Consider the following 25,406-nt stretch of genomic DNA (forward strand, 5'->3'; position numbering starts at 1 on the left):
GTCCAGGATCGGGCCCTGACCTGCCGTAAGCCTTCGCGATAGCGGAGGCTGTGGCCAATCTGCCGATTAGTGATTCGGTGTGTGTCGCAGAGTTGGGTTTGCCGTGCCGCCGGGGGTCGTGCGCTGCGTGCTGGATTCGGTGCAGCGTGTCATAACCAACTACTGTCTACGCGTTCCTCGGCAAGTCGCCTTCGACCGTAAAGCCGCGCCGCTGTGACTATTCCCCTTCACCCCGCATCAGACGCAGCCTCGCCTCTGCCACTACTCGGGCTGGCCATACGTGATCTCCAGCGAATGCTCTTCCAGGCTGCGGAGCGTCAGTTGGTCGTCTCGGACCTGGTTGAGCAGGAAGAGTTCCCTCGTGTGGCATTTGTCGCACAGGCTGACGACCGCAAACGGCCACAGGTCGACCGGAGCTCCGTAGGGGGCACTGTCCACGTAGATGCGGTCGGGACGCAGCGGCCGAGTGCTCGATCGATCGAACGGCTCCCAGTTCGGATGACTGCCTCTCAGTCGGAACCCGACGATCCGATACTGGCCCTCGTCGAGGTACTCACACCGTTCGACCCAATCCCAGTGGGTTCCGGAAAGCCATCTGACTGCACTGATCGCCCCCACGATGTGTGGTTCCAGCCGTTCGACGTCTTCCGCCAGTTGGTGGCTGGCGCGGACGCCGTGCGCGTGGTGCGAGGTGTTCCTGAAGTCCTTGATGCGGCCCAGGAGGGCGCGTGCGTTGCCTCGGTCGCTTAGGGTGGTGAGCTGTTGGATGCGGGGCACGATTTCCTCAGTCTCCAGCCGGTCGAGGAACCAGAGCCAGGTACCGAAGGTGGCGCCGGTCCGGAACTGCTTGCGCAGGTTCCGGGAGAATCCGCTCGACGCGGCGAGTTCGGTGAGCGCCAGCACGCCCAGCACACGGGCCAGACCCTCTCCCAGCTTGAGCAGTCCGTCTTTCTGCTCTGCCGGGTGCGTGCTGATTCGGTACCGACGGGACAGTGCGGCCGCGTGGTACGGAAAGCTCCACTCGGCGCGCGAGATAAGATCGTCCAGGGGCCGCACGAGTTCACCGATCAGGCGTGCCTCATGGGCGGCGAACCGGATTTCGTTCCGAACCCCCTGGACGTCCCGCTCGCCGCTGCTGAAGACGTTGGGCAGTATTCCCGACGTCGTATTCCGCAGTGCGCGCCGCCCCTCTTGTACGGTTCTCAGGAGGCCCTCCACCTCGCGGTCGGTCACCAGGTCGACGGGGACGTGCGTATCCAGCAGGTCGCGAGCGCTGGGATACTGACCGTTGTCTTTACGGGAGTTCAACCACTCGCATAGCGCCTGGCCACAGCCGCGCAGCGGCTGCAGCACAAACAGCGAGGTGGCCGCCTCGCCGAAGCCGTTCGGAAGTAGACGCCAGTTCCCCGGCCGCCCGACGAGCATGCCGCCCGAACAGAGAGTCAACGGCGCCCCGTCCTCCGGTGCATCGGGCAGGTCAGCGGCAGAGTCCGCATCGTGAAGGTCTTGGGCGCGCAGATGCTTGGGCTGGTCAACGCCCTCCTTCTGCTCCTCACCGCGCCGCGGCGGGTGGACCCGAGTGGTCTCCAATCGGACAAGGTTGCGCAGCAATTCAAATTCGCCGTCGAGTTCCGGTCGATAGAAGAGCGAGGGTGGGATCTCGCAACCCACCCGTGTCCTGCTGTCATCGATCCAGGCATCCGGAGCACTCTGGTGCACTTCGCGTTGGAGGTGGTCGCTCGGATCCACATGAAGCGGCAGACTGACCGACTCACGTAGCTCGGGATCCGGCTCGTAAGCATCCCCCGTCCGCTGCGGCTCCCCTTCGCCGTCGCGCACACCTATGGCCTTGCGGACCGCCACCTCGAAGACCTTCCCCCGTGGCCAGCTTACGCCAGCCGAGGTGACTGCCCGGCGCAACGCCGTGATGGCTTCCTGGCACTTGGTCCACGTCGAGCCGACCAACGGACGCAGGGCGGCCACCAGACCGGCAGGATCACGGGTCTTCTTTATCGCACGCGATTCGGCGAGCCGAGTCAGGGCCTCCTCGGACAGCTCGTACCGGAGCCGCAGCGGTTGATCGATCGTGACGTGCTGGTACATCAGTTCGTGGGTGGAGACGATGCGGACCCGGTCGTCTGGCCGCTGGGCAGGGTCGGCGGACAGGGTGTCCAGGTAGAGCCCGGTGATCTCGGCAATCTGGTCCGGTGTGATGTAGTTGCGCTTCGAGCCGATGGAGCGGCGCATCGGCTGGTACTGGTCCTGCGCGTTCAGTAGCAGCACCTGACGCCTGCGCTGTGCCGGCTTGCGGTTGCTGAGGACCCACAGGTAGGTGCTGATGCCGGTGTTGTGGAAGAGTCGGTCGGGCAGCGCGACCAAGGCCTCAAGCCAGTCGTTCTCCAAGATCCACCGCCGGATCTCTGATTCGCCGGACCCAGCGGCGCCGGCGTACATTGGGGAGGCGTTGAAGATGACCGCGATCCGGCTGCCGCCCTCACCCGAGGGGCCCACTGGCTTCATCTTCGCCAGCATGTGCTGTAGGAAGAGTAGCGAGCCGTCGTTGATCCGGGGAAGACCGGCCCCGAAACGGCCCGCGAAACTATGCTGCTCGTGCTCCCACCGGACTGTGGATTCGATCGTCTTCCAGCCAACGCCGAACGGTGGATTGGCGAGGAGATAGTCGAAGGCGATTCCTTGGTGCCCATCTTCAGCGAGGACGTTCCCAAAGGCGATCGTCGAGGCCGGACGGCCGCTGATCATCATGTTGGCACAGGAAATCGCCCATGACTCCCGGTTGATCTCCTGGCCGTACACCATGACGTCCGCCCTCGGGTTCATCGACGTGATGAACGAGGCCGCCTCGGTCAGCAAGCCGGCCGCTCCACAAGCCGGGTCCAGGATGGTGCGAACGGCGTGTGGCGACGTCAGCAGGTCCGAGTCGGCGGAGATGAGGAGCGAGGTCATCAGGTGGGCGAGGTCCCGGGGGGTGTAATGCTCCCCGCTCGTCTCGTTGTTGCTCTCCGCGAACCGTCGGACTAGCTCCTCGAAGAGGTTCTCCATGTGGTCGCCAGTGATCATCTGTCCCAGGTCGATCGAGGCGAACTGCCTGACTACGGGGTAGAGAAGCTCTGCCTCATGCAGGCAGATGACGGTCCGCTCAAACTCGAAGCCGTCCAGTATTTCCCTGACGTTGCAGGAGTACCCGCGAACATAATCCAAGAGCACCCGGTCGGCGTTCGAAGGATCATTGAGCACACTCTGGAAGGAGAACCGGCTCAGATTGTAAAAGGGCCAACCCGAGGCTGCCTTAAGGCGCTGCTCCTGCTCCTGTTCGCTGTCGGTGCGCTCGGCTTCGTCGAGCACCGCTTGCCGGCTCGGTGCCAGCAGGGAGTCGAGTCGGCGCAACACCGTGAACGGCAGGATCACCCGTCCGTACTCGGAAGGCTTGAAGTCGCCGCGCAGCAGGTCAGCCACCGACCAGACGAAGCTGGACAGGTGTCCGATGTTGCCACTCAAATTGCCCCCGCGCAGGCCAGCGCCTTCCATAGGACTGATCATCCCATGGCTACGGCCGGGGCCAGGGCCCAGTTCCATCATCGACATCGAAAATCGTCTCCGAACGTCCTCGACCATGGTTGACGCAACGAAACACCATTGCACCTCAGTACTTTTCGGTTACACAAATACTGCTGATCGAGTCCACCGACGAATATGGCAGACCGAACCACAACAACAACACCGACGACCCTGCTACGAACCGTCACCGCCGACGCGAGGCCGACATCGCCGAGGTGACAGCCGAGGTGACATACGAGTGGAAACAGGCCGGTGCGGTCGACCTGTAAACGTGTCGATCAGTGGTTTCGGCTTCCGCGCTGCGGAACGGGTTCATCGTGCCATCGGGTTCGTGCACTGTGTGTTGGATTCCGGTGCAGCACAGGACCGTGACCGCAACGGCGCGCCGACCAGGGCGGGTGTGACCGCGACGGAATCCGGGGACGACAGTCGCCGCTGTCCCGACGATGTCGACCGCGATCCTCGCCTTGTCGGCCACGGGTGGGTGATCGACTTGGGCGCGGGTGGGTTAGCCGTGTGGTGGCGGTGCCGCCCGTTCCTATGAGCGAGTGTCGACGGCCTTCGACAGAGAATTGTGTGACCGGTTGGTATTGAGGTGGGTGCGGGCTTCTGGAGATTGTCGGAGTCGGAACGGCCTGTGGTGTAAGGGTTTTCGGTATTGCTTACCGCAGCGGCGACGTGTAACGGCACGTCAGCGAGTATCGCCGCTCTGCGTGGGTTGCCGCTCGGGGTGCCGTACAACAAGGGTTGCTGTCGCGTGGCTGATTCGAGTATCGGCCGAAGTCGACACGCCGGTTCGTGGCCGGCCCTTGGGGGAGCGCCTCGAACGAGCGATGACCGCGTGGTGTCCGGCGATGTGCTCGCGTCGGCCCGCGGTGCCGGAGTGAGTGCTGTTCCGCGTGCACGAGGAGGTCCTCGTGCACGGTTGCCGCGCGGTCGCGCCGAGCCCGGGTGGTAGAGGAGCGTGAGATGATCACCCGAGCGCACGGGGACGTCATCCGTGGTGCTGATATGTGCCTCGAGCAGCGGCTTCGGCGGGTATTCGACATCGCGGAGTGCTGCGGGCGAGCGAGAGGGTGGATGAGCGAGCGCTCTTGCGCGTATCCCCGTCACGCGTGACGGGGATACGTGTGCAAGTAATGCGCGAGAGGGGACTTGATCACAGGGTTCCGACAGACTTGACGCGAATTAGTGCTGGAGTGATATCAAAGCTAGATCGCTACTGGATAGCTGTCAACCCCCGCCGTAGGGGTCGAAGTCGTAAACTGTTGCGCTGAGGCATTATTCGTTAGCGCATCGCGGTAACCAAGCCATGGTGGGTTGGGTGTCTGACGTGTATGGCGGTGTGGTGTAAGCACCCGAGGATGAGATCCGTCTGCCGCCGAAGAACCGCCCATAATTCACCGCTTCCGGTCATCACGTCACCACTGCCATGGCTGAACAGCTAGCCCGAACCGGACAACATCAACTCGTCGCCCCACGTAGGAGAACTTGAGCGACGTAATGACCGATGGCGAGTGCGACCTCGGCTGGTCGGCGTCCAGGTCGACGGGAGTCGCAAGGCTACGACGACTGCCTCTGCTCCACACACCATGCTGCGATCTGGACTCGTGAGTTGAATGAGGGTTTGGTGAGGAGATGCTCAACGTATCCCTGCGTGGTGCGCTTGGCGATCACTTAATCGCGCGGCCTGACCCGGAATCATCTCCAGGGCGGCCGACAAAGCTTGTCGAGGACGCCCTCCCGCCCCCACGGTGGACATGCCATAGACGATGTTCTCGGCTGCGATGCGGACAGCGGGGTCTGCGATGGCCATGTCGGTACTGGTGAAAGCGGAGCCACCCATACACAACTGGCCAGGAGGCCGTGTCGTTGCGCGAGCGGTCCGCGAATGTTGCTCGTTGTCTCGGTTGTTGTCGGAGGAGCTTGCTATTGTCATTTGCGCGCACCAAGGCGGGGGCGTCAGGGTGGGAAGTCTTGGGTATCAACGGGATACGGCTCCACCAAGGCGCGGCGCACCTTACCGCAGCTTGTTGCTTGGACTCAGTAGTTAGAAGGGAAGTCGTCGATGATGAGCCGAACCAGTCGGATCGTCTCATGGCAACTGTCGCGCGTACCTGTCCTACTGACACACCTGCGCCCATCATGCGGGTGGATCACGGCGGGCTCGGCCGTCTCCGCACCTGCTGGAATCATCCATCTTGAAGTTCGGAGTAGCTAAGTATGACCAGTCCCGCATCCCTCGTGGAGAACCTGACAGCTGCGCGCAAGCCGCTGACTGCACTCATCAATAAGGACTGTCAGCCGGTCGGGGGTATCTATCGGCTCGACTACGACTCGGCGGTCGTCCTCACTGACGATTTCAAGAAGAAGCAGGCCGGCGGCGTTCCGCGCGGCGGTTTTCTCCTAGCCGCGGCGGGTCGGGCAACCGACACGGTGTTCGTGCTGGATGAGCAGGAGGTCATCCTGCTGCGTGTACGCGGCACAGCAGGCCTGCCGCACGAGGCCGAGCTCGTGCAGACCCGTATGGCCGTCGTCCGGGACGCGGGTGCCTCAGGGGTGAGTTATGACGATGTGCAGGACCCGTTGACACGCATCGAGCTTGAGCAGTCGGCGTTCGATTGTGAGGTGCTGGGCACCTTCTACACCGAGACCGACGACCGGACAGCGGCGATACTGTTTGGGGCGGACATCGATAACGTGATGGCCTCGGCGAAATACCAAGTTTTTCTGCCTTCCCCGGAAGTATTGTCATGGTTGGCGTCCTACCCGGTGCCGGAGAACGACTCGGATCGCCTGACGATCGGCGCGGTGCGCTTTGCTGCGACGCGACGCAAAGCAATGCTTGCGGGTACCGACCAGTCCTCCGTGAAAATCCATGTCTCGGACTTCGTCGGCCGCAAGACAGCAGTGTTCGGAATGACTCGGACCGGTAAGTCAAACACCATCAAAACCCTGGTGACTGCAGTCCATCAATACGGTTCGGAGCACGGCGAGAAGATCGGTCAGGTGATCTTCGATCCCCAGGGCGAATACGCGAACGTGCAGGACCAGGACAAAACAGGACTGCGATTACTGGGTGACGACGCTGACTCCGTGTGCATATACAAGATCTCTCCCGATCGGTCTGACAGCAGGGAAAAGCCGCTGCGGATCAACTTCTTCGACACCGCCGTCCTGGACCTTGTGTGGTCATTGGTGCAGAACCAGGTATTGAAGGGAGTCTCGGCGAGCGCGCAGTACCTCGCAGGGTTCCGGACGGTGCCCATGGATAAACCTCCGGCCAACGATCCTAGGGCAATGGCGTATCACGAACGCTATCGGCTCGCGGCATATGCCTTGCTGCACAAGGCAGGCATCAAGGGACCTCTGACCGATGGAACCCGTAACTCGATCTCGGTGACGCTCAACGCTGTTGCCGCAGATCAAGCCCTCGCGGCGATTGATACGTTGAAGAAGGGCTACAAAGCTCACATCGTGGAGGTCTCCGACTCTCAGACCGCGTCCGACCTGCTTGATTGGGTGAGCAAGCACCAAGCGGACAAGTGGCCAGACGGACCGGGCAGTCCGAAACCGAAGAAGGCTGGCGACAAACTGCTCCAGTCATGGGTAGACGACGGTCCATTCAACGACCTGCTGACGGGCATCTACGGTGGCCGCGGCGCAGCCGCAGCAGTCAAAGGAATCCGAGAGTTCCACTCAAGCGCGGCCTCTGGAAACGTGATGGATCAGGTTTGGGACGACATGGTCCAAGGGCGGCTGTCCATCATCGATCTCTCGGCTGGTAACGACGAGGTCGCCAAAATCATGTCCGAGCGTATCGTACTCAATCTACTGAATCAGGCGAGCGACAGATTCCGGAGCGGCCTGCTTCCGATCAAGATGCAAGTCATCGTCGAGGAGGCGCACAACCTCTTCGAACGCGGTGGCAAGCAGGTATCCGAAGATCCGTGGGTCCGGCTGTCGAAGGAAGCCGCGAAGTACAAAATGGGACTCATCTATGCGACGCAGGAGGTCACCTCGGTCGACAAGCGTATCTTGTCGAATACATCGAACTGGCTTATCGCTCACCTGAATTCCGATCACGAAACCAAAGAACTGTCGCACTATTACGACTTTGCCGTATGGGCACCGAGCATCATCAAGGTCGAAGATGTCGGCTTCGTCCGCATGAAGACCTACTCCGGTAAGTACATCGTTCCCGTTCAGGTACGGATGTTCGACCACGCCATGGTGAACTCTGCTCGACAGGCTGCGGGACTCGCCCCTATTGACCTGGAGACCACGACGAACGGGAACCTTATCTAGCCATGCCGTACCAGGATGAGCGCGCATCACGACTCGGTCATGTGGCGACCGTCAACAACAAAGCGGTGCGTGACGCAATGCAGCGATGGACGATCACCTCACGGCGGCCCGATAGTAAATCGCTTATTAAACCCTACTGCCGCCCGCTGGAGAGTCTGGAAGAACACGGATCGTTCAATGATGTCGAGTTTTCAATCACCGTCGACGGCTCCGATTCGGAAGTCGAGACGACACGTGACCACCCGACCGTCAAAGTGGGGTACGTGCGCGTCGCTGCTTCTGTGGTCTTTCTCGACACCTACCGACGCCTTGGGAACGAGCAGTACATCGACCCCCAGGTCTTTCGCAAGATCCATAAGGAGTGTGCATTCGACGTGGCTCTGCCGGGTGCGCAACTGCAACTGCCCGGCATGAGCGGCGTCGACACCTGGCGTAGCGAACTCGACCGCTTCTTCGCGGACTCACGCTTCGACTCAAACACAACGATGACTCTGGCGGATGGGCTGCTCACCGTATTCGGAGCCACGGGAGCACCAGCTAGAGAGATTGAGCTCAGGGTGTGTCCGTCGTGCCCATACCGAAGCGGTTCCGGAAGCGGGCGACTGGTCGTCACCTCGAGTGGCGGTGCTTGTCCCCGGTGTCGAAATGCGCTGTACCTGACCGACATTCTCCGAACCCACGAGGAATACAACATCGAGGGCTCGAACTTCTCGCCTCTGACTCGCGTAATGAACGTCACCGAGCGGCTCATGACCTTGTGCTACCTGGAACACTTTGCGCGGACCTTGCCTGACGCTCTTCGGCATACATTGTTTATCACCGACGGCCCGCTTGCCTTGCACGGGACTGTCGCACCGATACATACACGGTTTCAACAGTATTTGGCGAGCTTCCCGTACACGGAGCGCCATCCCGGTCCGCTGATGGTCGGTATCGAGAAGAACAAGACCTTTGTGGAACACGCCGAGCTCATAAAGGATTACATCGAGCCCGGTCATGTCATGATGCTGACTAATGAGTACATCAACCGAATCACGGGAAGGCCGCCGAAAAACCAGTATGGCATTGACGAATTTTACGGGCGGCGATTCATCTATCGCACGCAAGCTGGCGACCCGCTCGTAATCACCGTGCTGCCACGCCCTGGCGTCGAACCATATGGTCACCCGGAATCAGAGAACCTGTCATCCTATCCCACGCTCCGGGTGATATGCGAAGTGCTCGATTCGCTTCGGACCCGGATGTACCGGCACGCGGTTGTGCCGGTTGCGTTGGCACACTCGGCAGCGTCCTTCCCGCTGGGTGTCGGTCACTCCGTACTCACGATGATGGCGCAACAGAACATTGCCGGACTTAAGGTTGACAACCAGGCAGTAAAACAGCCAGCCTACCCGAAATAGGGCAACACAGCATGCACTATGCTGTTCGATAACACAGCGGAAGTTGGCGGTCTACGGAGATCGGGGCCGCCACCTACAGACGGATGGCGGCACCAATGGACGTCGACGACGGGTTCGTCTGCGAAGATGCGGCGGTGCCCACACCGTCCGCGACTACGACGCCACCCACCATTGCGGGCCAAGCGAATGCAAGACGCGCTGAGTGTCGCGTTGCGCCTAGACATATCGGTTACGCGCCGCGGAAGTTGATAGCGCGCCCAGAGCTTGTCGAGCACGCCGTCGCGTCGGCTCGACACCAATCACCGCTACGCTATCCGGGTGCGAAGTCGGCCCTTACTCCTACCATTGGCCGCATTTTGCGTGCGGCCAAACAGTCTCCGAGTGTCCGAGATATCGAATTGTTAGTCGAGCCGTTCGCTGGCGGTGCCTCCACATCGTTGAGAATGGCCGGAGAGGGCATTGTCAATCGAATACTTCTCGCGGACGCGGACCCGCTAATAGCTGCATTCTGGCAGGTCGCCGCATCGGACACCGATCGGCTGATCGATCGCGCCCGCGATGAGTGGACCCGATACGTCACGCGTGGTGGGTCGACTGCGGTTGCGCGATGGGACTACTGGAAAAACTGGGCACCGCCGGCCGGATCGACTGAGCGATCCGCGCGCTTCGACGCGGCGATGCGGTGTCTCTTCCTGAATCGGACAACTTTCTCCGGGATTCTTCACGGCAAGGCCGGTCCGATCGGCGGGCGCACGCAAAAATCACAATACAAGCTGGGCTGTCGATGGAACGTCGATGACATCGAACAACGACTCGGTTACGTCGGCGCATTGTACAAAGCCGGGCGTCTTGTAGACGTGTGGTGCATGGACTGGCGTCAAACGCTTGATGAGATTCCGGAACGCTACTCGCAACTCATCCCGTCGCGTGTTATCGCCTATCTCGACCCGCCGTACATCGAGAAGTCGGCGACGTTGTATCGCCGGTCTTTCGACCCGCGGGGAGGCTATGCCGCAGGCCCTGTCGACGATCTCGACTGGAATGAGCAATTGCCTCACGAAAAACTCGCTTCGTACCTCACTAAGAAAGCGCAGTTCAGGTGGTTGCTTAGTTACGACGCGCACCCGATGCTGACCGAGTGTGCACTCTATTACGCCGCAGGGCGAATGTCGCCGTCCAAAGAAGACAAGGAAGCGCTGGGAATACATAGTTGGCAGATCTCAAAGAGGCTGATTGGAACGAAGTATAGCGCTTACTCCCGGACCGGGCGTCGTCTCGCTGACGAACTGCTGATCACCACTCTTCCGCCCGGTACGGTCCCGCAGGACAACGAGTTGCGGCCGCTTTAAGAATTGTGACGCGCCTTGGCAGAGCTGCCCGTCCGCCCTTGCTCGAAGTAGTAAGGAAGTCGCCCTGCGTTAGATGCTATCGGTGTCGGCCGTGTCTCGCGGGGCGTTTAGGCGGAGTATCATTGTGGTAGATCGCGATATGCATCGAAGTTCGAGATTGGTGTCATAGCGCTTCCGTTCCGGTCCTCTTACGGGTATCGGCTATCGGCGTAGATATTTCATGTGGAGGTGCGAGGGGGTGTGCCTCGTCGGTCAGTGCGGCTAAGGCTGTTGCGACTTCTTCGACGGATGCTCGGACGTATGTGAAGGTGGCCCCGTCTTGGCCGGTTGGTCCGGCGTGGGCCGCGAACGCGCGGGCGGTGGCGTATCCGAAGTTGCGTTCGACCCAGGTGAGGGTGGTGTATCGGAGCCAGTGAGTTGTTATCTGCTGGTTGGCGACCCAGGATAGGTGGCGACCGATTCGATTCCAGAGATGGTCGTAGCGGCGCCGTGTGATCGGGCGGCCGTGTCGGTATCGCAACAGCTGGAGTCCTGGATCGGGGCTTCGTTCGCCGTGGTCGATCAATCGGGTCATCAGGGTGGGGGAAACCGGCTGCCAGTGCAGGGTTCCGCCCTTGCCGGACAGGCGGATCACGTATTGCTCGGGGTCGAGGTCTTCTGGGCGAAGTTTGAGGGCGCTGCCTGTGCGGCAGGCGGTTTCGAGGTGTAGTCGAAGTAGGAGGGTATCGAGTTCTGGATCGTCTCCTGTGGTTGCGGCGACATTGTTGATTTGTTCGAGTTGGCCGGTGGACAGTGCGCGGCGTGTGCTGGGTTGCCGTCGTGGCTTCTCCAGATGCGCGGACGGGTTGGTGGAGGCGGAAATGTGCCCGTCGTTGCTGGCGTAACGGTAGAGGCAGCGAATCGCGCAGACCATATGCTCGGCGGCGGATCGCCCTCCGCGGTTGTTGCGGCGCAGGACGGCGGTCCGTCGGGTTTGCTCGACGAGTTCCTGTAGTTCGAGGTGCGTCGGTTGGTCGATTGGACGGTCGGGCCAGCGCCGACTGAGTTGACGCCAGTAGGGAAGGTAGGTGCGTCGGGCTCCGGCGGAGACCGCCTCGGCGACTCGCGGTACGTACTCAGCGAAGGTTGGCGTTCGGCTGGCGGGGGTTGTCGTGCGCAGTAGTTCTTTCCGGGTGGATTCCCAAACGCTCCAGAAACAGCCGGGCAACCTCGCGGTCGTCGGGGATCATGCCGCACCGTGGAGGAGTGCTAAAGCAGATGACAGGGCCTCGTACACGATCGGCGCCGGCACGATGGCGACGACATCGGCATTGGGTATGGCGATGAGAAGGAGGGGATCGCCGAGAACGATGCCGGTGGCGCGCCGTGTCGCTGCGGGCAGTCGTATCTGTCCTAGTCGGCTGATCCGATGGCGGGTTTCGTGGGGATGGGCCGACCGGATGGCGATGAGATGTCCAGCGACGGTATAGGTGATGGGTTGGCCTGCTGGCCAACGTAGTTCAGCGAATATGCGGCGGCCGGATAGTCGCGCACGGTCGTTGATGATGGATACCGCGATCGTCGAAGGCCCTACTTGGCGCTTGCGTGTGGCGAAGGCCGGATCTGCGGGCAGAGGGAGGCCTGCACGTGGCTGAATAGACATGGACACTTTCTTTCTCGGTCCAGTCTGCCGATTCTCCCTATCTCCATGAAAGCCGATCATCGACAATCGCGCCACCGCAGCTCGAGAAGAGATCGCCCCTCGCGGAGCGTGGGGCGGCACTACGGTGGTGTCGACTGAGCTGGTCACTGTGTCGCCGGTGTGTGGGAACCGGATGGCGGTGCCGTCGATCTGTCGCGGACCCTGCCAACTGCCGTGCTGGCTCTCCACCGACCTACTTGGGGTGGCGGCTGCCCGGACCGGAGTTGCGGTGGGTCGGCGTGGTCAGCTGCCTTGTGTTCGATACTGGCTCCACTGTGTCGCTCGGTTGCCTGCGCGGATGTCATCTAGTCGTTGGCGTAGTCGCTGGGCGTATGCGGGTGAACTCGTAGCGCGGCGAAGGGGGCCGGTTAGTTGTACGAGGTCTCGCATGTCCAGCAGCAAGTTGTAGCCGGACCAGTCGGACAGGTCGTAGCCGTATTCGTCGATGAAGTTGCGGACCCAGGTGTGGTCGCGTCCGTAGCGGACCGAAGCGTGCCATGTAGGGATCAAGTCGACTTCGCGAGGGCCGATGCTTACCCAGTCCCAGTCGCCGATCTCGGACGATCCCCGGCACCTGCCCCGGCTCCCCAATGAACGCCTCTACCTCGAGCCTTAGCCACATCGGGTCGACCGCCCGAAACCACGTAACGACCATCACTGGTGCGCAATGATCGGAACAACTAACCCCTTCGCTTCCGAGCGAAAAGCGGAGCGGACCTATCTCGATATCGCAGCAAACGACCACGGCCACGAGAAAGGCATGCTCGTGCACCGCGCTCTCTCGCGCGTAGCAGGCGCCGAGCCGCACATCATCGAGATCGGCCCTGGCGGCGGTGCTGCGGTCGAATTCCTCGCTTCTCAGCTCCGTGACGAGCCCCGCGACGTTCGATTGACTCTGATAGAGGCACCCGGAATCGCATCGCAGTCGCTGACGCAGGCTGTCGACCAGTTCAACGCAGTCGGTACCTGCGAGCTGATTCATGGATGGGCCCAGAACATCGGATCAATGGTCAGCGAACCCGTCGATGTCATCAGCGCATCGGCACTGCTGCACGAGGTGTACTCCTACGGTGGTGCATACAGTGGCCTGCACACCTTGATGCGGACCTTTCCGACGGTACTGAAGTCTTATGGATTCTTCGTCTACCGTGACATCTACGCAGTCGATGCCGTATCGCTGCACGAGCGCGTCGTCCAGTCCTACAACGCCCAGTCGTGGCTGCAGTTTCTTCGTCTGTTCGTGCCGCACTATCTGCGGGAAGGCACGCATCCCTACCATCGCCACGACGACGACTTGGTCATTCGGCAGAACTCCCGCATCGTGGCGGCAGCAGAACTGGACACTCGGGTCTGCGCGGTCATCCATGCGCCGATCGGGCTTTTTCGCGAACTGCAACGTCACTACATCACGCTGCGCGATCACGTTTGGAGGTCGGGAGTCCTCGGATTCACGCCGACTCTCGACGGCCAGCTGTCGGGCGACTGGATCGACTTCCGCGCTGGACACAAACGTGTGCACTTCTCATTCACCGGTGACGGATGGTTATCGCAGAATGACCGCGCCGCCATCGAGGCGGTCAGCGAACGCTACGGCGGTCACCACGTCATCGACAGCGACATCTTCGACACTGTCACCGACGTAGCGCTCAGTCTGTTCCTCGTCGCGGTGGAGCGCGGCGACGGCGACTGCAGCCACGTATGGGGTACTTGGCTCGAGCGGGAGGGCCGAGAAACCTACGCCTATCTCACAGCAGATGAGCTTCTGACTGCGTTCGCCACCAACTCCGTGGAGGCAGAATCCAGTCCGTCCGTGCTTGTTCCTGTGCAAGCCACCGACGTGCTTGTCCGAGAGCGCCACTACTACAACCGATTTCTGCGCAAGCGTCTTGCGAACCCTTTGGTCGATGCCAAGCAGATGGTCTTGTTCCAGAACGTTCCTGTCACCGACTCCGACGCTCTGCAACAGGCGCTCGGCACGATCCGTCGACACTGCTCCAAACCCAACCTGGCCCGCGTACACACCGCCATCCATGCGAGAGGATGATCCAGCACATGCACTTGATCGAGGTCGAGCGTAAACGGGAACTTCCCGACCCTCATGTCCTTCGGCAGCGCCTCACCGAACTCGGATATCGAGAGGCCGGACACCTCACCGAGGTCGACATCTACTACAGCCGACCCGACGTCGACTACATGAAGACTGTTGAATGCCTTCGTATCCGGCGTCGCGATGGCTTCGCCGAGATGACCTACAAGCCGCCGTCTAACGCTGCTACACACAGCGCCGCCGACGTGATCGCCAAGCGCGAAACCAACGTCACCCTCAGCGGGCCGGAGCAAGCCGAGTCGGCCAGTCGGCTACTGGACGCGATCGGCATGGTCGAACTCGTCCGTGTCGAAAAGCGCAGAACCATCTATCAGCACCCGGAGCGTGACGACATCATCGTCAGCATCGATGCCGTCACCGATGCTGGAACATTCGTCGAAACGGAAATCACGGCGGCCGACACGGACGTGGCAACCATTCACCTCGGTCAGGTCGAAGGAGAACTCGGCATCGCCCATAATCCGATCACCAAGCTGCCCTACCGGGATCTGGTACTTGCGGCCACGGCTTGAGACGACCATCTTCGCCAGTAGTCGCTCTGTGGCGATAGGCGATCTACAGGTTGTCGGGCGGGATTGGGTTCCGGCCGACAACCCGTTCTAGATATGGAGGTGGAGTCGCGGGGCGACATTGCCCGCGATGCGCCGCCGTCATTGCTCGACACGTCGGCGTCGGAGAACCCCGCTCGGCGCCGCAGTCCGTACCGGGGTACCGGCCCACAGCGATGAGCGTCTGCCCGTCCATGGCCGGTCAGCAAGGAGAACACCGGCTTCCAGGCAGGTGAGCTCCGGGCAGGCTCTGTTGCTAGTCGAGGTGGCGACGGTGTGCTTGTCGAGGACGCGGCCGCGATCGCCGACAGTGCAGATTCCGTAGACGACATCACTGTCGGGGTACGAACCACGCGGTTCGTGACCTGCGGTTTGTATATGGGTTCCCGCAACGGCGAGCGCGACGGGATGACCGGCGCGATCACCGGCGATCACCTCTGTCAGCAAACTTTTCGCACGGGGCAGGTGTGTTGCCGCCCGGCAGATCTGCCTGGAATCGGAACAGGTCAGAGCGGTTTTCCGGGGTGCCTGTGTGTGTGAAGGTGTACTCCGACACGCGGCTCGGGCGAGCGTCACAACCGACGTGAATCTGTGCGCGAGAGGGGACTTGAACCCCTACGTCCGTGGACACCAGAACCTAAATCTGGCGCGTCTGCCAATTTCGCCACTCGCGCTTGATGGTACGACCGTCCAAACTCTACCGGGCCAAACGGTCATAGCGAAGCATTGGGTTGGCGTGGCGTACTCGTCAGTAACCTCACCTGGGATTATAACGATTTGGTGAACATCAATATGAGGGGCACTCATGTTTCGTACGTGTTGGTAACCCGATGGACCAGCGTGTTCAAACATGAGGCGGAGTCATGTTCACCACTATTCTGGTACGTACGTACGGAAATACTCCGAAGTAGCGGGCACGCCCGAGGGGAAACGTGAGGATTTCCTCATGATTTTGTGTCATCCTCGCCCGTATCAGGCCGATCACCCGCGATCACTCGTGAACCGGTAGGGACCGGCGTGTCGCCGAGGCATGTCGCATGGAGAAGGAAGTCGAAACGTCTTGACGATCAACGAGAGCACCAAGACCGAGGCCGGACAGAGCACGAAGGTGGTTGCCGCCGCCGGGAAGGCCGCGTCGGGCGGGGCGCGGTCGCCGCTGTTGGATCGTCTGCTCGGCGGCGTGCCGTACGCGCTCGCCTTCGGTGGGCAGGGTGCGCAGTGGCTGAGCGAGCTGGAGGAGATCGCGCGCGACAGTGCGCTGGAGCCGGAGTTGACCGCGCTGGTCAACGAGGCGGCGGCGCTGCTGGAGCCGGTCGCGGCGCAGTTGCTGGTGGTCCGTCCGGTCGGCTTCGACCCGATCGGCTGGATGCTTGAGAACGAGCTCGCCGACGGTGATGAGGGCGAGACCTCCGCGGCCCCGGCCGAATCCGTGCTGCGCTCGGCCGCGGTGTCCATGCCCGGTGTGCTGCTGACCCAGGTGGCGGCCGTGCGGGCGCTTCGGTTGCAAGGTCTGGACCCGGCCGAGCACGCGCCGGTCGCGATCGTCGGGCATTCGCAGGGTCTGCTCGCCGCCGCGGCGGTCGAGGCCGGTGGCGCCCGCGACGCGGAGCTGCTCGCGGTGGCCCAGATGATCGGCGCCGCAGCCGGATTGGTGGCGCGGCGGCGCGGGCTGATGCCGGCGGGCGAGCGCTCGCCGATGGTCGCGGTGTCCAATGTCGATCCCGAGCAGCTCGGCGCCGTGGTCGCCGAGGTGTGCGCGGGAGCCGATCCCGCTGCTGCCGTGGTCGTCTCGATCCGCAACGGACGCCGGCGCGCCGTGCTCTCCGGACCGCCCGCGCAGCTGGAGCGGGTGCGGCAGCGGTGTGCGCAAATCCACGATGAGCAGGCGCGCGAGCGCGACGCAAAGGTGCGCGGCGGCTCGGTGTTCGCTCCGGTCTTCGAAGACGTGGCCGTCGACGTGGCGTTCCACCACCCGGCGCTGGCCGACACCGTCGACCTGGTGAGCAGTTGGGCCACCCAGTGCGGCCTGGACGCGGAGCTGGCCGGCGAGCTGGCCCGGCAGATCCTGGTGGATCCGGTCGACTGGGTGGGCGTCGTCGACGGTGTGATCTCCGCGGGCGCGCAGTGGATTCTGGACCTGGGTCCCGGCGACCTGCTTTCCCGCGTCACGGGCGGCACGCTCAAGGGCACCGGCCTCGGCATCGTCGCGGCCGCCACCCGCGCCGGACAGCGCAGTCTGCTCACCCCCGGCGCAGCGCCGGAGCCCGCGGCCCCGTGGTCGGCGTTCGCGCCGCGTCCGGTGCGGCTGCCCAACGGGCGCATCGTGGTCGAGACGGCCTTCACCAAGCTGACCGGACGCTCGCCGATCCTGCTCGCGGGCATGACTCCGACCACGGTGGACGCGAAGATCGTCGCGGCCGCGGCGAACGCGGGCCACTGGGCGGAGCTCGCCGGTGGCGGTCAGGTGACCGAGCAGATCTTCGCCGACCGGGTGGCCGAGTTGCAGAAGCTGCTGCACCCGGGACGCGCGGTGCAGTTCAATTCCTTGTTCCTCGATCCCTACCTGTGGAAGCTGCAGCTGGGCGGCAAGCGGCTGGTACAGCGGGCCCGTACGGCGGGCGCCCCGTTCGACGGCGTCATCGTGACCGCGGGCATTCCGGAGCTGGAGGAGGCCGTCGCGCTGATCCAGGAGCTCACCGAGGTCGGGATCACCCACGTCGCGTTCAAGCCGGGCACCGTCGCCCAGATCCGGGCCGTGCTGCGCATCGCCGACGAGGTTCCGGACTACCCGGTGATCATGCACATCGAGGGCGGCAAGGCCGGTGGCCACCACTCCTGGGAGGACCTGGACGACCTGCTGCTGGACACCTACGCCGAGCTGCGCAACCGCGCCAACGTGGTGGTGTGCGTCGGCGGTGGCATCGGAACCCCCGAGCGCGCGACGGAGTACCTCACCGGCCAGTGGGCGGTCCGGCACGGCTACCCTGTGATGCCGCTGGACGGCGTTCTGGTCGGTACGGCGGCCATGGCCACGCTGGAGGCCACCACCGCGCCGGAGGTCAAGCAACTGCTCGTGGACACCCCCGGCACCCCCGACTGGGTCGGTGCGGGCACCGCGTCCGGCGGCATGGCCTCGGGCCGCAGCCAGCTGGGCGCCGACATCCACGAGATCGACAACGCCGCCTCGCGCACCGGCCGACTGCTGGACGAGGTGGCGGGCGACGGCGAGGCGGTCGCGGCGCGTCGTGACGAGATCATCGCGGCGCTGAACGCCACCGCCAAGCCGTACTTCGGCGACCTGGCCACCATGACCTACCAGGACTGGCTGGAGCGCTACGTCGAGCTCGCGGTCGGTCTGGACCGTCGCAAGGACTTCGACTGCGGCACCGATCTCGGCGACGCGATCGCGGAGGCCACCCGTTCGGTGTGGCTGGACATCACCTGGCGCGACCGTTTCGCGGAAATGGTGCGCCGCACCGAATCCCGGCTGCATCCGGCCGACCGCGGCGAGATCCCCACCCTGTTCGCCAGTGACGACGACTTCGAGGACCCGGTCGCGGCGCTGTGCGCCCTGAAGGACGCCTACCCCGCAACCGCGCAGACGCTGCTGCACCCGGCCGACGTCCCGTTCTTCATCTCATTGTGCAAGACCCCGGGCAAGCCGGTGAACTTCGTGCCGGTCGTGGACGCCGACGTGCGCCGCTGGTGGCGCTCGGATTCGCTGTGGCAGGCGCACGATCCGCGCTACTCGGCCGATCAGGTGTGCGTCATTCCCGGCACGGTCTCGGTCGCGGGCATCACCCGGGTCGACGAGCCGGTCGGTGAGCTGCTCGACCGCTTCGAACAGGACACCGCGTACTCCTTGGTGCGCGCGGGTGTGGCGCCGGTCCCGGTGGACGCGCGCCGCACCGCGGGCGTCACCAGCGGCCCGATCGACGCCGTGCTCGCCGCCCCGGACGTGCAGTGGGCCGGGCGCACCGCGATCAACCCGGTGCACCGGCTCGGCGACCTGTCCGAGTGGGTCGTCGACGGCAAGGGCGCGGTGCATCCGCCCAGCGGCGCGACCCTGGTCGAGACCACCGGTCCGGAGCCGGAGCACGCTTACCTGGAGCTGACCGTTCCGCTGCTGGCAGGCAACGCCGTGCGCATCCGGATCACGGTGCCCACCTCGGTCTACAACGGTGGCGCTCCGGTCGTCACCGAGGACGACGCCGACGAGGCCATGGCCGCGCTGCTCGCGGTCGCGGCGGGACAGGCTCTGCCCGAGGTCAAGGGCAAGGTCGCGCACGTGAACCTGGCCTGGACGCCGGATCTGATCGCCGATCACGCCGGAGTCACCGGTTCCGGCCTGCCCGCCGCGCTGAGCACGCTCGGCCGCACCGTGCCCGACGTGCTGGTCGGCGCGTGCTGGCCCGCCGTGTTCGCGGTGCTCGGAGCGACCCGCACCGCGAAGGACGAAAGCGTCATCGAGGGCATGCTCGACCTCGTCCACCTGGACCACCAGGTGCATCTCGCCGGTGAGCTGCCCGCCGAGACCAGTGTGCTCGCGGTGCGCGCGGAGGCGGGGGAGACCGTCGACACCGACCTGGGCCGCGTCGTCGAGGTGCACGTGCGGATCACCGCCATGCTGGACAAGCCCGAGACCGGGATGTCGATGCCGGTGCTGGCCACCCTGACCGAGCGATTCGCGATCCGCGGGCGCACCGGCGCGGGCGAACTCACCGATCCGCCGCGCGCGGCGGGCACGGTGTCCGACGCGGCCACCGACACCCCGCGCAGGCGTCGTCGCGACGTCACGATCGTGGCTCCGCGCACCATGCACGCCTTCGCCGCCGTCTCCGGCGATCACAACCCGATCCACACCAGCGACGCCGCCGCGAAGCTCGCCGGGCTCGGCGGCCCGATCGTGCACGGCATGTGGCTGTCGGCGGCCGCGCAGCACGTCGTGTCGGCGGTCGATCCCACGAGTTCGGCGCCCGCGCGGACGCTGACCGCTTGGACCACCCGGTTCCTCGGCATGGTCCGCCCTGGCGCGCAGATCGATGTGCGCGTCGAGCGTGTCGGGCTCGACGCTGGCAGCGAGATCATCGAGGTCTCCTGCCGCACCGAGGGCGAGCTGGTGATGACCGCGACCGGTCGCACCGCGGCGCCGAAGACCGTCTACGCCTTCCCCGGCCAGGGCATCCAGCGCAAGGGAATGGGACTGGACGCCCGGTCCCGGTCGAAGGCGGCCAAGGAGATCTGGGACCGCGCGGACAAGCACACCCGTGCGGCGCTCGGCTTCTCGATTCTCGCCGTGGTGCGGGACAACCCGACCTACCTGAAGGCGCGCGGCGTCGAACACCGCCACCCGGACGGCGTGCTGCACCTGACCCAGTTCACCCAGGTCGCCATGGCGACCCTCGGTGTCGCCCAGATGGCGGAACTGCGCGAGTCCGGGGCGTTCGTCGAGGGTGCGCTGCTCGCGGGCCACTCGGTGGGCGAGTACAACGCGCTCGCCGCCGTGGCCGGAGTGCTGCCGCTGGAGGCGGTGCTCGAGGTCGTGTTCCAACGTGGTTCCGCGATGCACGAGCTGGTGCCGCGGGATGCGCAGGGGCGCAGCGACTATCGGATGGCCGCGATCCGGCCTTCGCAGATCGGCGTGCCCGACGCGGAGGTCGTCGACTTCGTCAAGGAAGTCGGCGAGCGGGTCGGGGAGTTCCTCGAGGTGGTCAACCTGAACCTGCGCGGTTCGCAGTACGCGATCGCGGGCACGGTGGCAGGCCTGGAGGCACTGGAGGAGGAGATCGACCGCAGGCGTGCCGAATTCGGTGGCAAGCGGGCGTTCATCCTGGTCCCCGGCATCGACGTGCCGTTCCACTCCACGGTGCTGCGCAAGGGCGTTCCGGAATTCCGGCAGAAGCTCGAACAGCTCCTGCCGGTGGACCTGCGTCCGGAGACCCTGATCGGCCGCTACATCCCGAACCTGGTGCCGAGGCTGTTCTCGCTCGAGCGGGCGTTCATTCAGGAGATCGCGGACCTGGTGCCGTCCGAACCGCTCGCGGAGGTGCTGGCCGACTTCGACAGCTGGGCCGCCCGGCCGACAGAGCTGTGCCGCGTGGTGCTGATCGAGTTGCTCGCCTGGCAGTTCGCCAGCCCGGTGCGCTGGATCGAGACCCAGGACCTGCTGTTCACCGACCCGGCCCAGGGCGGTCTCGGTATCGAGCGGTTCGTCGAGATCGGTCTCGGCGCGACGCCGACGGTGGCCAACCTGGCCTCCCAGACGCTGAAGCTGCCCGCCTTCGGCGGCGCGAAGGTGGATGTGCTCAACATCGAGCGCGAGGCGGCGATCGTCTACGCGACCGACACCGATCCCGCCACGGTCGACGAGCCGGTGGAGGAGCCCGCCGCCGCGGCGGCTCCGGCAGCCGCCGTCGCCGCGGCCCCCGTTGCCGCGCCCGCCCCGAGTTCGGGCGGCCCGCGTCCGGACGACATCGCGTTCACCGCAGCCGACGCCACGCGCGTGCTGATCGCGCTGTGGACCAAACTGCGCCTGGACCAGATCGGCCCGGTGGACACCATCGAGGGCCTGTGCGACGGCGTGTCGTCGCGGCGCAACCAGCTGCTGGTCGACCTCGGCTCCGAGCTCTCGCTCGGCGCGATCGACGGCGCGGCCGACGCCGACATGGGTGCGCTGTCCGCGACGGTGGAGCGGCTCGCCCGCACCTACCGTCCGTTCGGCACGGTGCTCACCGACGCCATCGGCGACCATCTGCGCAAGGTGTTCGGCCCGTCCGGCAAGCGTCCGGCCGCGATCGCGGATCGGGTCAAGAAGGTCTGGGAACTCGGTGACGGGTGGGCCAGCCACGTGACCGCCGAGGTGTCGCTCGGCACCAGGGAAGGCACCAGCGTGCGCGGTGGCGACCTGGGCGGCCTGGTCTCCGGCGGGCTGGGTGACGCCGCCTCGGTCGACGCGGCCATCGACGCCGCCGTGCAGGCCGTCGCGGCCCGTCGCGGTGTCGCGGTGTCGCTGCCCTCGGCGGGCGGCGGTGGCGGCGCGACCGTGGACGCCGCCGCGCTGGGCGAGTTCACCGAGCAGATCACCGGACGTGACGGCGTGCTGGCCACGGCCGCGCGCGTCGTGCTCGAACAGCTCGGATTGTCCGAGCGCGTGTCCGCGCCGGAAGCGACCGAGGACTCCCTGGTCGATCTGGTGTCGGCCGAACTCGGTTCGGATTGGCCGCGTCTGGTCGCGCCCGCGTTCGACGCCCGCAAGGCCGTGCTGCTGGACGACCGGTGGGCCACGGCGCGCGAGGATCTGGCCCGGCTGTGGCTCGCCGACGACGCAGGCAGCGCGAACGGACCGGTCACCGGTTTCCTCGGTGCGGGTGAAGCCGTTGCGGCGCAGGCGAACTGGTGGCGGCAGCGGGCGATGCACGAGGCGCGTTCGGTGCTGGCCGGGCTGTACGAGCGCATCGCCGAGGCCGCGCTCAGCACGGAGGAGCCCGGGCTGTGGTCCTCCGACATCGCGGTGATCACCGGCGCGAGCAAGGGATCGATCGCCGCGGCGGCGACCGCCCGGCTGCTCAGCGGTGGGGCCACGGTGGTGGTCACCACCTCCTCGCTGAACGACGAACGCCTCGCCTTCTACCGCAAGCTCTACCGCGATAACGCCCGCCACGGCGCGGCCCTGTGGGTCGTGCCCGCCAACATGGCGTCCTACCAGGACATCGACGCCCTGATCGACTGGATCGGCACCGAGCAGGTCGACAGCGCGGGCGGCGCGAAGATCAAGATCAAGGACGCGATGACGCCCACCCTGCTGCTGCCGTTCGCGGCGCCGCGGGTGGCCGGTGATCTCGCGGACGCGGGCGCGCGCGCCGAGATGGAGATGCGCGTGCTGCTGTGGTCGGTCGAGCGGCTGATCGGCGGCCTGTCCAAGCTGGGCGCCGATCACGACGTGGACGCGAAACTGCACGTGGTGCTGCCGGGTTCGCCCAACCGCGGCATGTTCGGCGGCGACGGCGCCTATGGCGAGTCGAAGGCGGCGCTGGACGCGGTGGTCGCCAAGTGGCGGGCCGAGAAGTCGTGGTCGTCGCGGGTCACCCTGGTGCACGCGCTGATCGGCTGGGTGCGCGGCACCGGCTTGATGGGCCACAACGACCCGATGGTCGAGGCGGTCGAGAAGGCGGGCGTGCAGACCTGGTCCACCGCCGAGATGGCCGACGAGCTGCTCAAGTGGTGCACCTCGCGGGCCCGCCAGGTGACCGCGACCGGCCCGCAGCAGATCGACCTGACCGGTGGCCTGGCCAGGGCCAAGCTGGACCTGCCCGCGCTGGCCAAGCAGGCCGCGGAGCAGGCCGAGGGCGAGACCGGCGCGGACGCCGGTCGCACGATCGCCGCGCTGCCCGCGCCGCCGACCGTGACCTCCGCGCTGCCGGTGCCCGAGTGGGGCGAGGTGACCGCGGATCCGGCCGACATGGTGGTCATCGTCGGCGCGGGCGAGCTCGGCCCGTACGGCTCGGCGCGTACCCGCTTCGAGATGGAGGTCTCCGACGAGTTGTCGGCGGCGGGCGTGCTGGAACTCGCCTGGACCACCGGCATGGTGACCTGGGAGAACGACCCGAAGCCGGGTTGGTACGACGCCGCGTCCGGTGACTACGTGCCCGAGCACGAGCTGGCCGAGCGCTACCACGACGCCGTGGTCGCCCGCTGCGGTGTGCGCCGCTACGAGGACGACGGCGCCATGACCGACAACTCGGCTCCGCTGATGACCTCGGTGTTCCTCGACCAGGACCTGTCGTTCACGGTGGGCGGCGAGGCCGAGGCGCGCGCCTTCCACGCCGCCGATCCGGAGCACACGGTGATCACGCCGGTCGCCGACTCCGGCGACTGGACGGTGACGCGCAAGGCGGGCACCGAGATCCGCGTGCCGCGCCGGGCCAAACTCTCGCGCACCGTCGGCGGCCAGATCCCGACCGGCTGGGACCCCACCATCTGGGGCATCTCGCCCGATATGGCCGCTTCGGTGGACCGGGTCGCGCTGTGGAACATCGTCTGCACGGTGGACGCGTTCATCGGCTCCGGGTTCAGCCCCGCCGAGTTGATGAGCTGGGTGCATCCCTCGCTGGTCGCCAACACGCAGGGCACCGGCATGGGCGGCATGTCCTCGATGCGCTCGCTGTACATCGACAACCTGCTCGGCGAGTCGCGCCCGAACGACATCCTGCAGGAGGCGCTGCCGAACGTGGCGCTGGCGCACGTGGTGCAGTCCTACGTCGGCAGCTACGGCGCGATGGTGCACCCGGTGGCGGCCTGCGCCACCGCCGCGGTGTCGGTCGAGGAGGGCGTCGACAAGATCCGGCTCGGCAAGGCCGACCTGGTCGTGGCGGGCGGTTACGACGATCTCGGCATCGAGGGCATCGTCGGCTTCGGTGACATGTCGGCCACCGCGGATTCGGCGGCCATGAGCGCCAAGGGCATCAGCGACCGCTACTTCTCCCGCGCCAACGACCGCCGCCGCGGCGGGTTCATCGAATCGCAGGGCGGTGGCACGGTCCTGTTGGCCCGCGGCAGCGTCGCGCTGGAGATGGGCCTGCCGGTGCTGGGCGTGGTGGCCTACGCGCAGTCCTTCGCCGACGGCGTGCACACCTCCATCCCGGCTCCGGGACTGGGTGCGCTGGGCGCCGGTCGTGGCGGGCCGGAGTCCAGGCTGGCCGGCGAGCTGCGCAAGCTCGGCGTGACCCCGGACGAGATCGCGGTGGTGTCCAAGCACGACACCTCGACGGCGGCCAATGATCCGAACGAGTCCGAACTGCACGAACGGCTCGCGACGGCCATCGGACGCTCGGACGGCGCTCCGCTGTTCGTGGTCTCGCAGAAGACCCTCACCGGGCACGCCAAGGGCGGCGCGGCCGCCTTCCAGCTCATCGGCCTGTGCCAGGTACTGGAGCAGGGCGTCATCCCGCCGAACCGCAGCCTCGATTGCGTCGACGAGAAGATGCAGGCCTTCCCGCACCTGGTGTGGCTGCGCGAACCGCTGCGGCTGGGCGGTCGCCTTCCGCTGAAGGCGGGTCTGGTCACCTCGCTCGGCTTCGGCCACGTGAACGGTCTGTTGGCGATCGTGCACCCGGAGGCGTTCATCCAGGCCATCGAGCCGGGACGGCGCGAGGAGTACCAGCGCAAGGCGCAGGAGCGTCAGCTGGCCGGTCGGCAGCGGTTCGTGGAGGCGATGTGCGGCGGCGCGCCGCTGTACGAGCGTCCCGCGGATCGCAGGCTCGGCGGGGAGGGCACCCCGTCCCAGCGGGCCCGGCAGCTGGAGGCCGACGTGCTGCTGTCGCCGGAGGCGCGCCTCGGTCAGGACGGCGCCTACCGCGCGAAGGGCATCGGATGCGCGTAAGCGGAAGCGCGGCGGGGAAACTCGCCGCGCAGGGTCCGCGCGCGGGCTCGCCGAGCACG

General features: G+C 65.2%; 10 protein-coding genes and 1 tRNA gene. 7 read left to right on the plus strand and 4 right to left on the minus strand.

The genetic code is table 11. The features are described from left to right. Nucleotides 1-261: 261 nt before the first annotated feature. Entirely contained in the window at nucleotides 262-3,546 is a 3,285-nt protein-coding gene (locus ON21_RS36480; protein ID WP_083880443.1) for a type I restriction-modification system subunit M, read from the minus strand. Nucleotides 3,547-5,799: 2,253 nt separating this feature from the next. Between ON21_RS36480 and ON21_RS06670 the strand changes: the two genes are divergently transcribed. The 3 genes from ON21_RS06670 (at nucleotide 5,800) to ON21_RS36795 (ending at nucleotide 10,633) form a co-directional block, all read left to right on the plus strand. Continuing rightward, nucleotides 5,800-7,884 (plus strand): ATP-binding protein, encoded by a 2,085-nt coding sequence (locus ON21_RS06670; RefSeq protein ID WP_039796481.1) that lies wholly within the window; start codon nucleotides 5,800-5,802, stop codon nucleotides 7,882-7,884. A gap of 2 nt (nucleotides 7,885-7,886) precedes the next feature. Further along, complete coding sequence (locus ON21_RS06675; protein WP_157170742.1) at nucleotides 7,887-9,284, plus strand: hypothetical protein; 1,398 nt, start codon at nucleotides 7,887-7,889, stop codon at nucleotides 9,282-9,284. Between the two features lie 95 nt (nucleotides 9,285-9,379). Next, nucleotides 9,380-10,633 (plus strand): DNA adenine methylase, encoded by a 1,254-nt coding sequence (locus ON21_RS36795; RefSeq protein WP_157170743.1) that lies wholly within the window; start codon nucleotides 9,380-9,382, stop codon nucleotides 10,631-10,633. Nucleotides 10,634-10,796: 163 nt separating this feature from the next. Here ON21_RS36795 and ON21_RS36800 read toward each other — a convergent pair whose 3' ends face one another. Both ON21_RS36800 and ON21_RS38225 read right to left on the minus strand, forming a co-directional pair. After that, nucleotides 10,797-11,840 (minus strand): tyrosine-type recombinase/integrase, encoded by a 1,044-nt coding sequence (locus tag ON21_RS36800; RefSeq protein WP_218004049.1) that lies wholly within the window; start codon nucleotides 11,838-11,840, stop codon nucleotides 10,797-10,799. Nucleotides 11,841-11,858: 18 nt separating this feature from the next. Beyond that, complete coding sequence (locus tag ON21_RS38225; protein ID WP_157170744.1) at nucleotides 11,859-12,275, minus strand: AbrB/MazE/SpoVT family DNA-binding domain-containing protein; 417 nt, start codon at nucleotides 12,273-12,275, stop codon at nucleotides 11,859-11,861. A gap of 706 nt (nucleotides 12,276-12,981) precedes the next feature. Between ON21_RS38225 and ON21_RS06690 the strand changes: the two genes are divergently transcribed. The 3 genes from ON21_RS06690 (at nucleotide 12,982) to ON21_RS38230 (ending at nucleotide 15,509) form a co-directional block, all read left to right on the plus strand. Next, the gene (locus ON21_RS06690; protein ID WP_039796485.1) at nucleotides 12,982-14,358 is read left to right on the plus strand and encodes a hypothetical protein; all 1,377 of its coding nucleotides are present in this window, start codon (nucleotides 12,982-12,984) and stop codon (nucleotides 14,356-14,358) included. Between the two features lie 8 nt (nucleotides 14,359-14,366). Next, nucleotides 14,367-14,933, plus strand: a complete 567-nt coding sequence (gene cyaB / locus ON21_RS06695) for a class IV adenylate cyclase (RefSeq protein WP_086006379.1) — start codon at nucleotides 14,367-14,369, stop codon at nucleotides 14,931-14,933. Between the two features lie 312 nt (nucleotides 14,934-15,245). Continuing rightward, nucleotides 15,246-15,509, plus strand: a complete 264-nt coding sequence (locus tag ON21_RS38230; protein WP_157170745.1) for a hypothetical protein — start codon at nucleotides 15,246-15,248, stop codon at nucleotides 15,507-15,509. A 52-nt stretch (nucleotides 15,510-15,561) separates the two neighbouring features. On the opposite strand, the gene ON21_RS06700 is transcribed toward ON21_RS38230, so the two are convergent. After that, a tRNA-Leu gene (locus ON21_RS06700) sits at nucleotides 15,562-15,643 on the minus strand. 386 nt (nucleotides 15,644-16,029) lie between these two features. Here ON21_RS06700 and ON21_RS06705 point away from each other — a divergent pair. After that, entirely contained in the window at nucleotides 16,030-25,347 is a 9,318-nt protein-coding gene (locus ON21_RS06705; protein ID WP_039796488.1) for a type I polyketide synthase, read from the plus strand. Nucleotides 25,348-25,406: the final 59 nt, after the last annotated feature.

Source organism: Nocardia araoensis NBRC 100135 (genome assembly GCF_000308435.1).
Classification (GTDB): Bacteria; Actinomycetota; Actinomycetes; order Mycobacteriales; family Mycobacteriaceae; genus Nocardia; species Nocardia araoensis.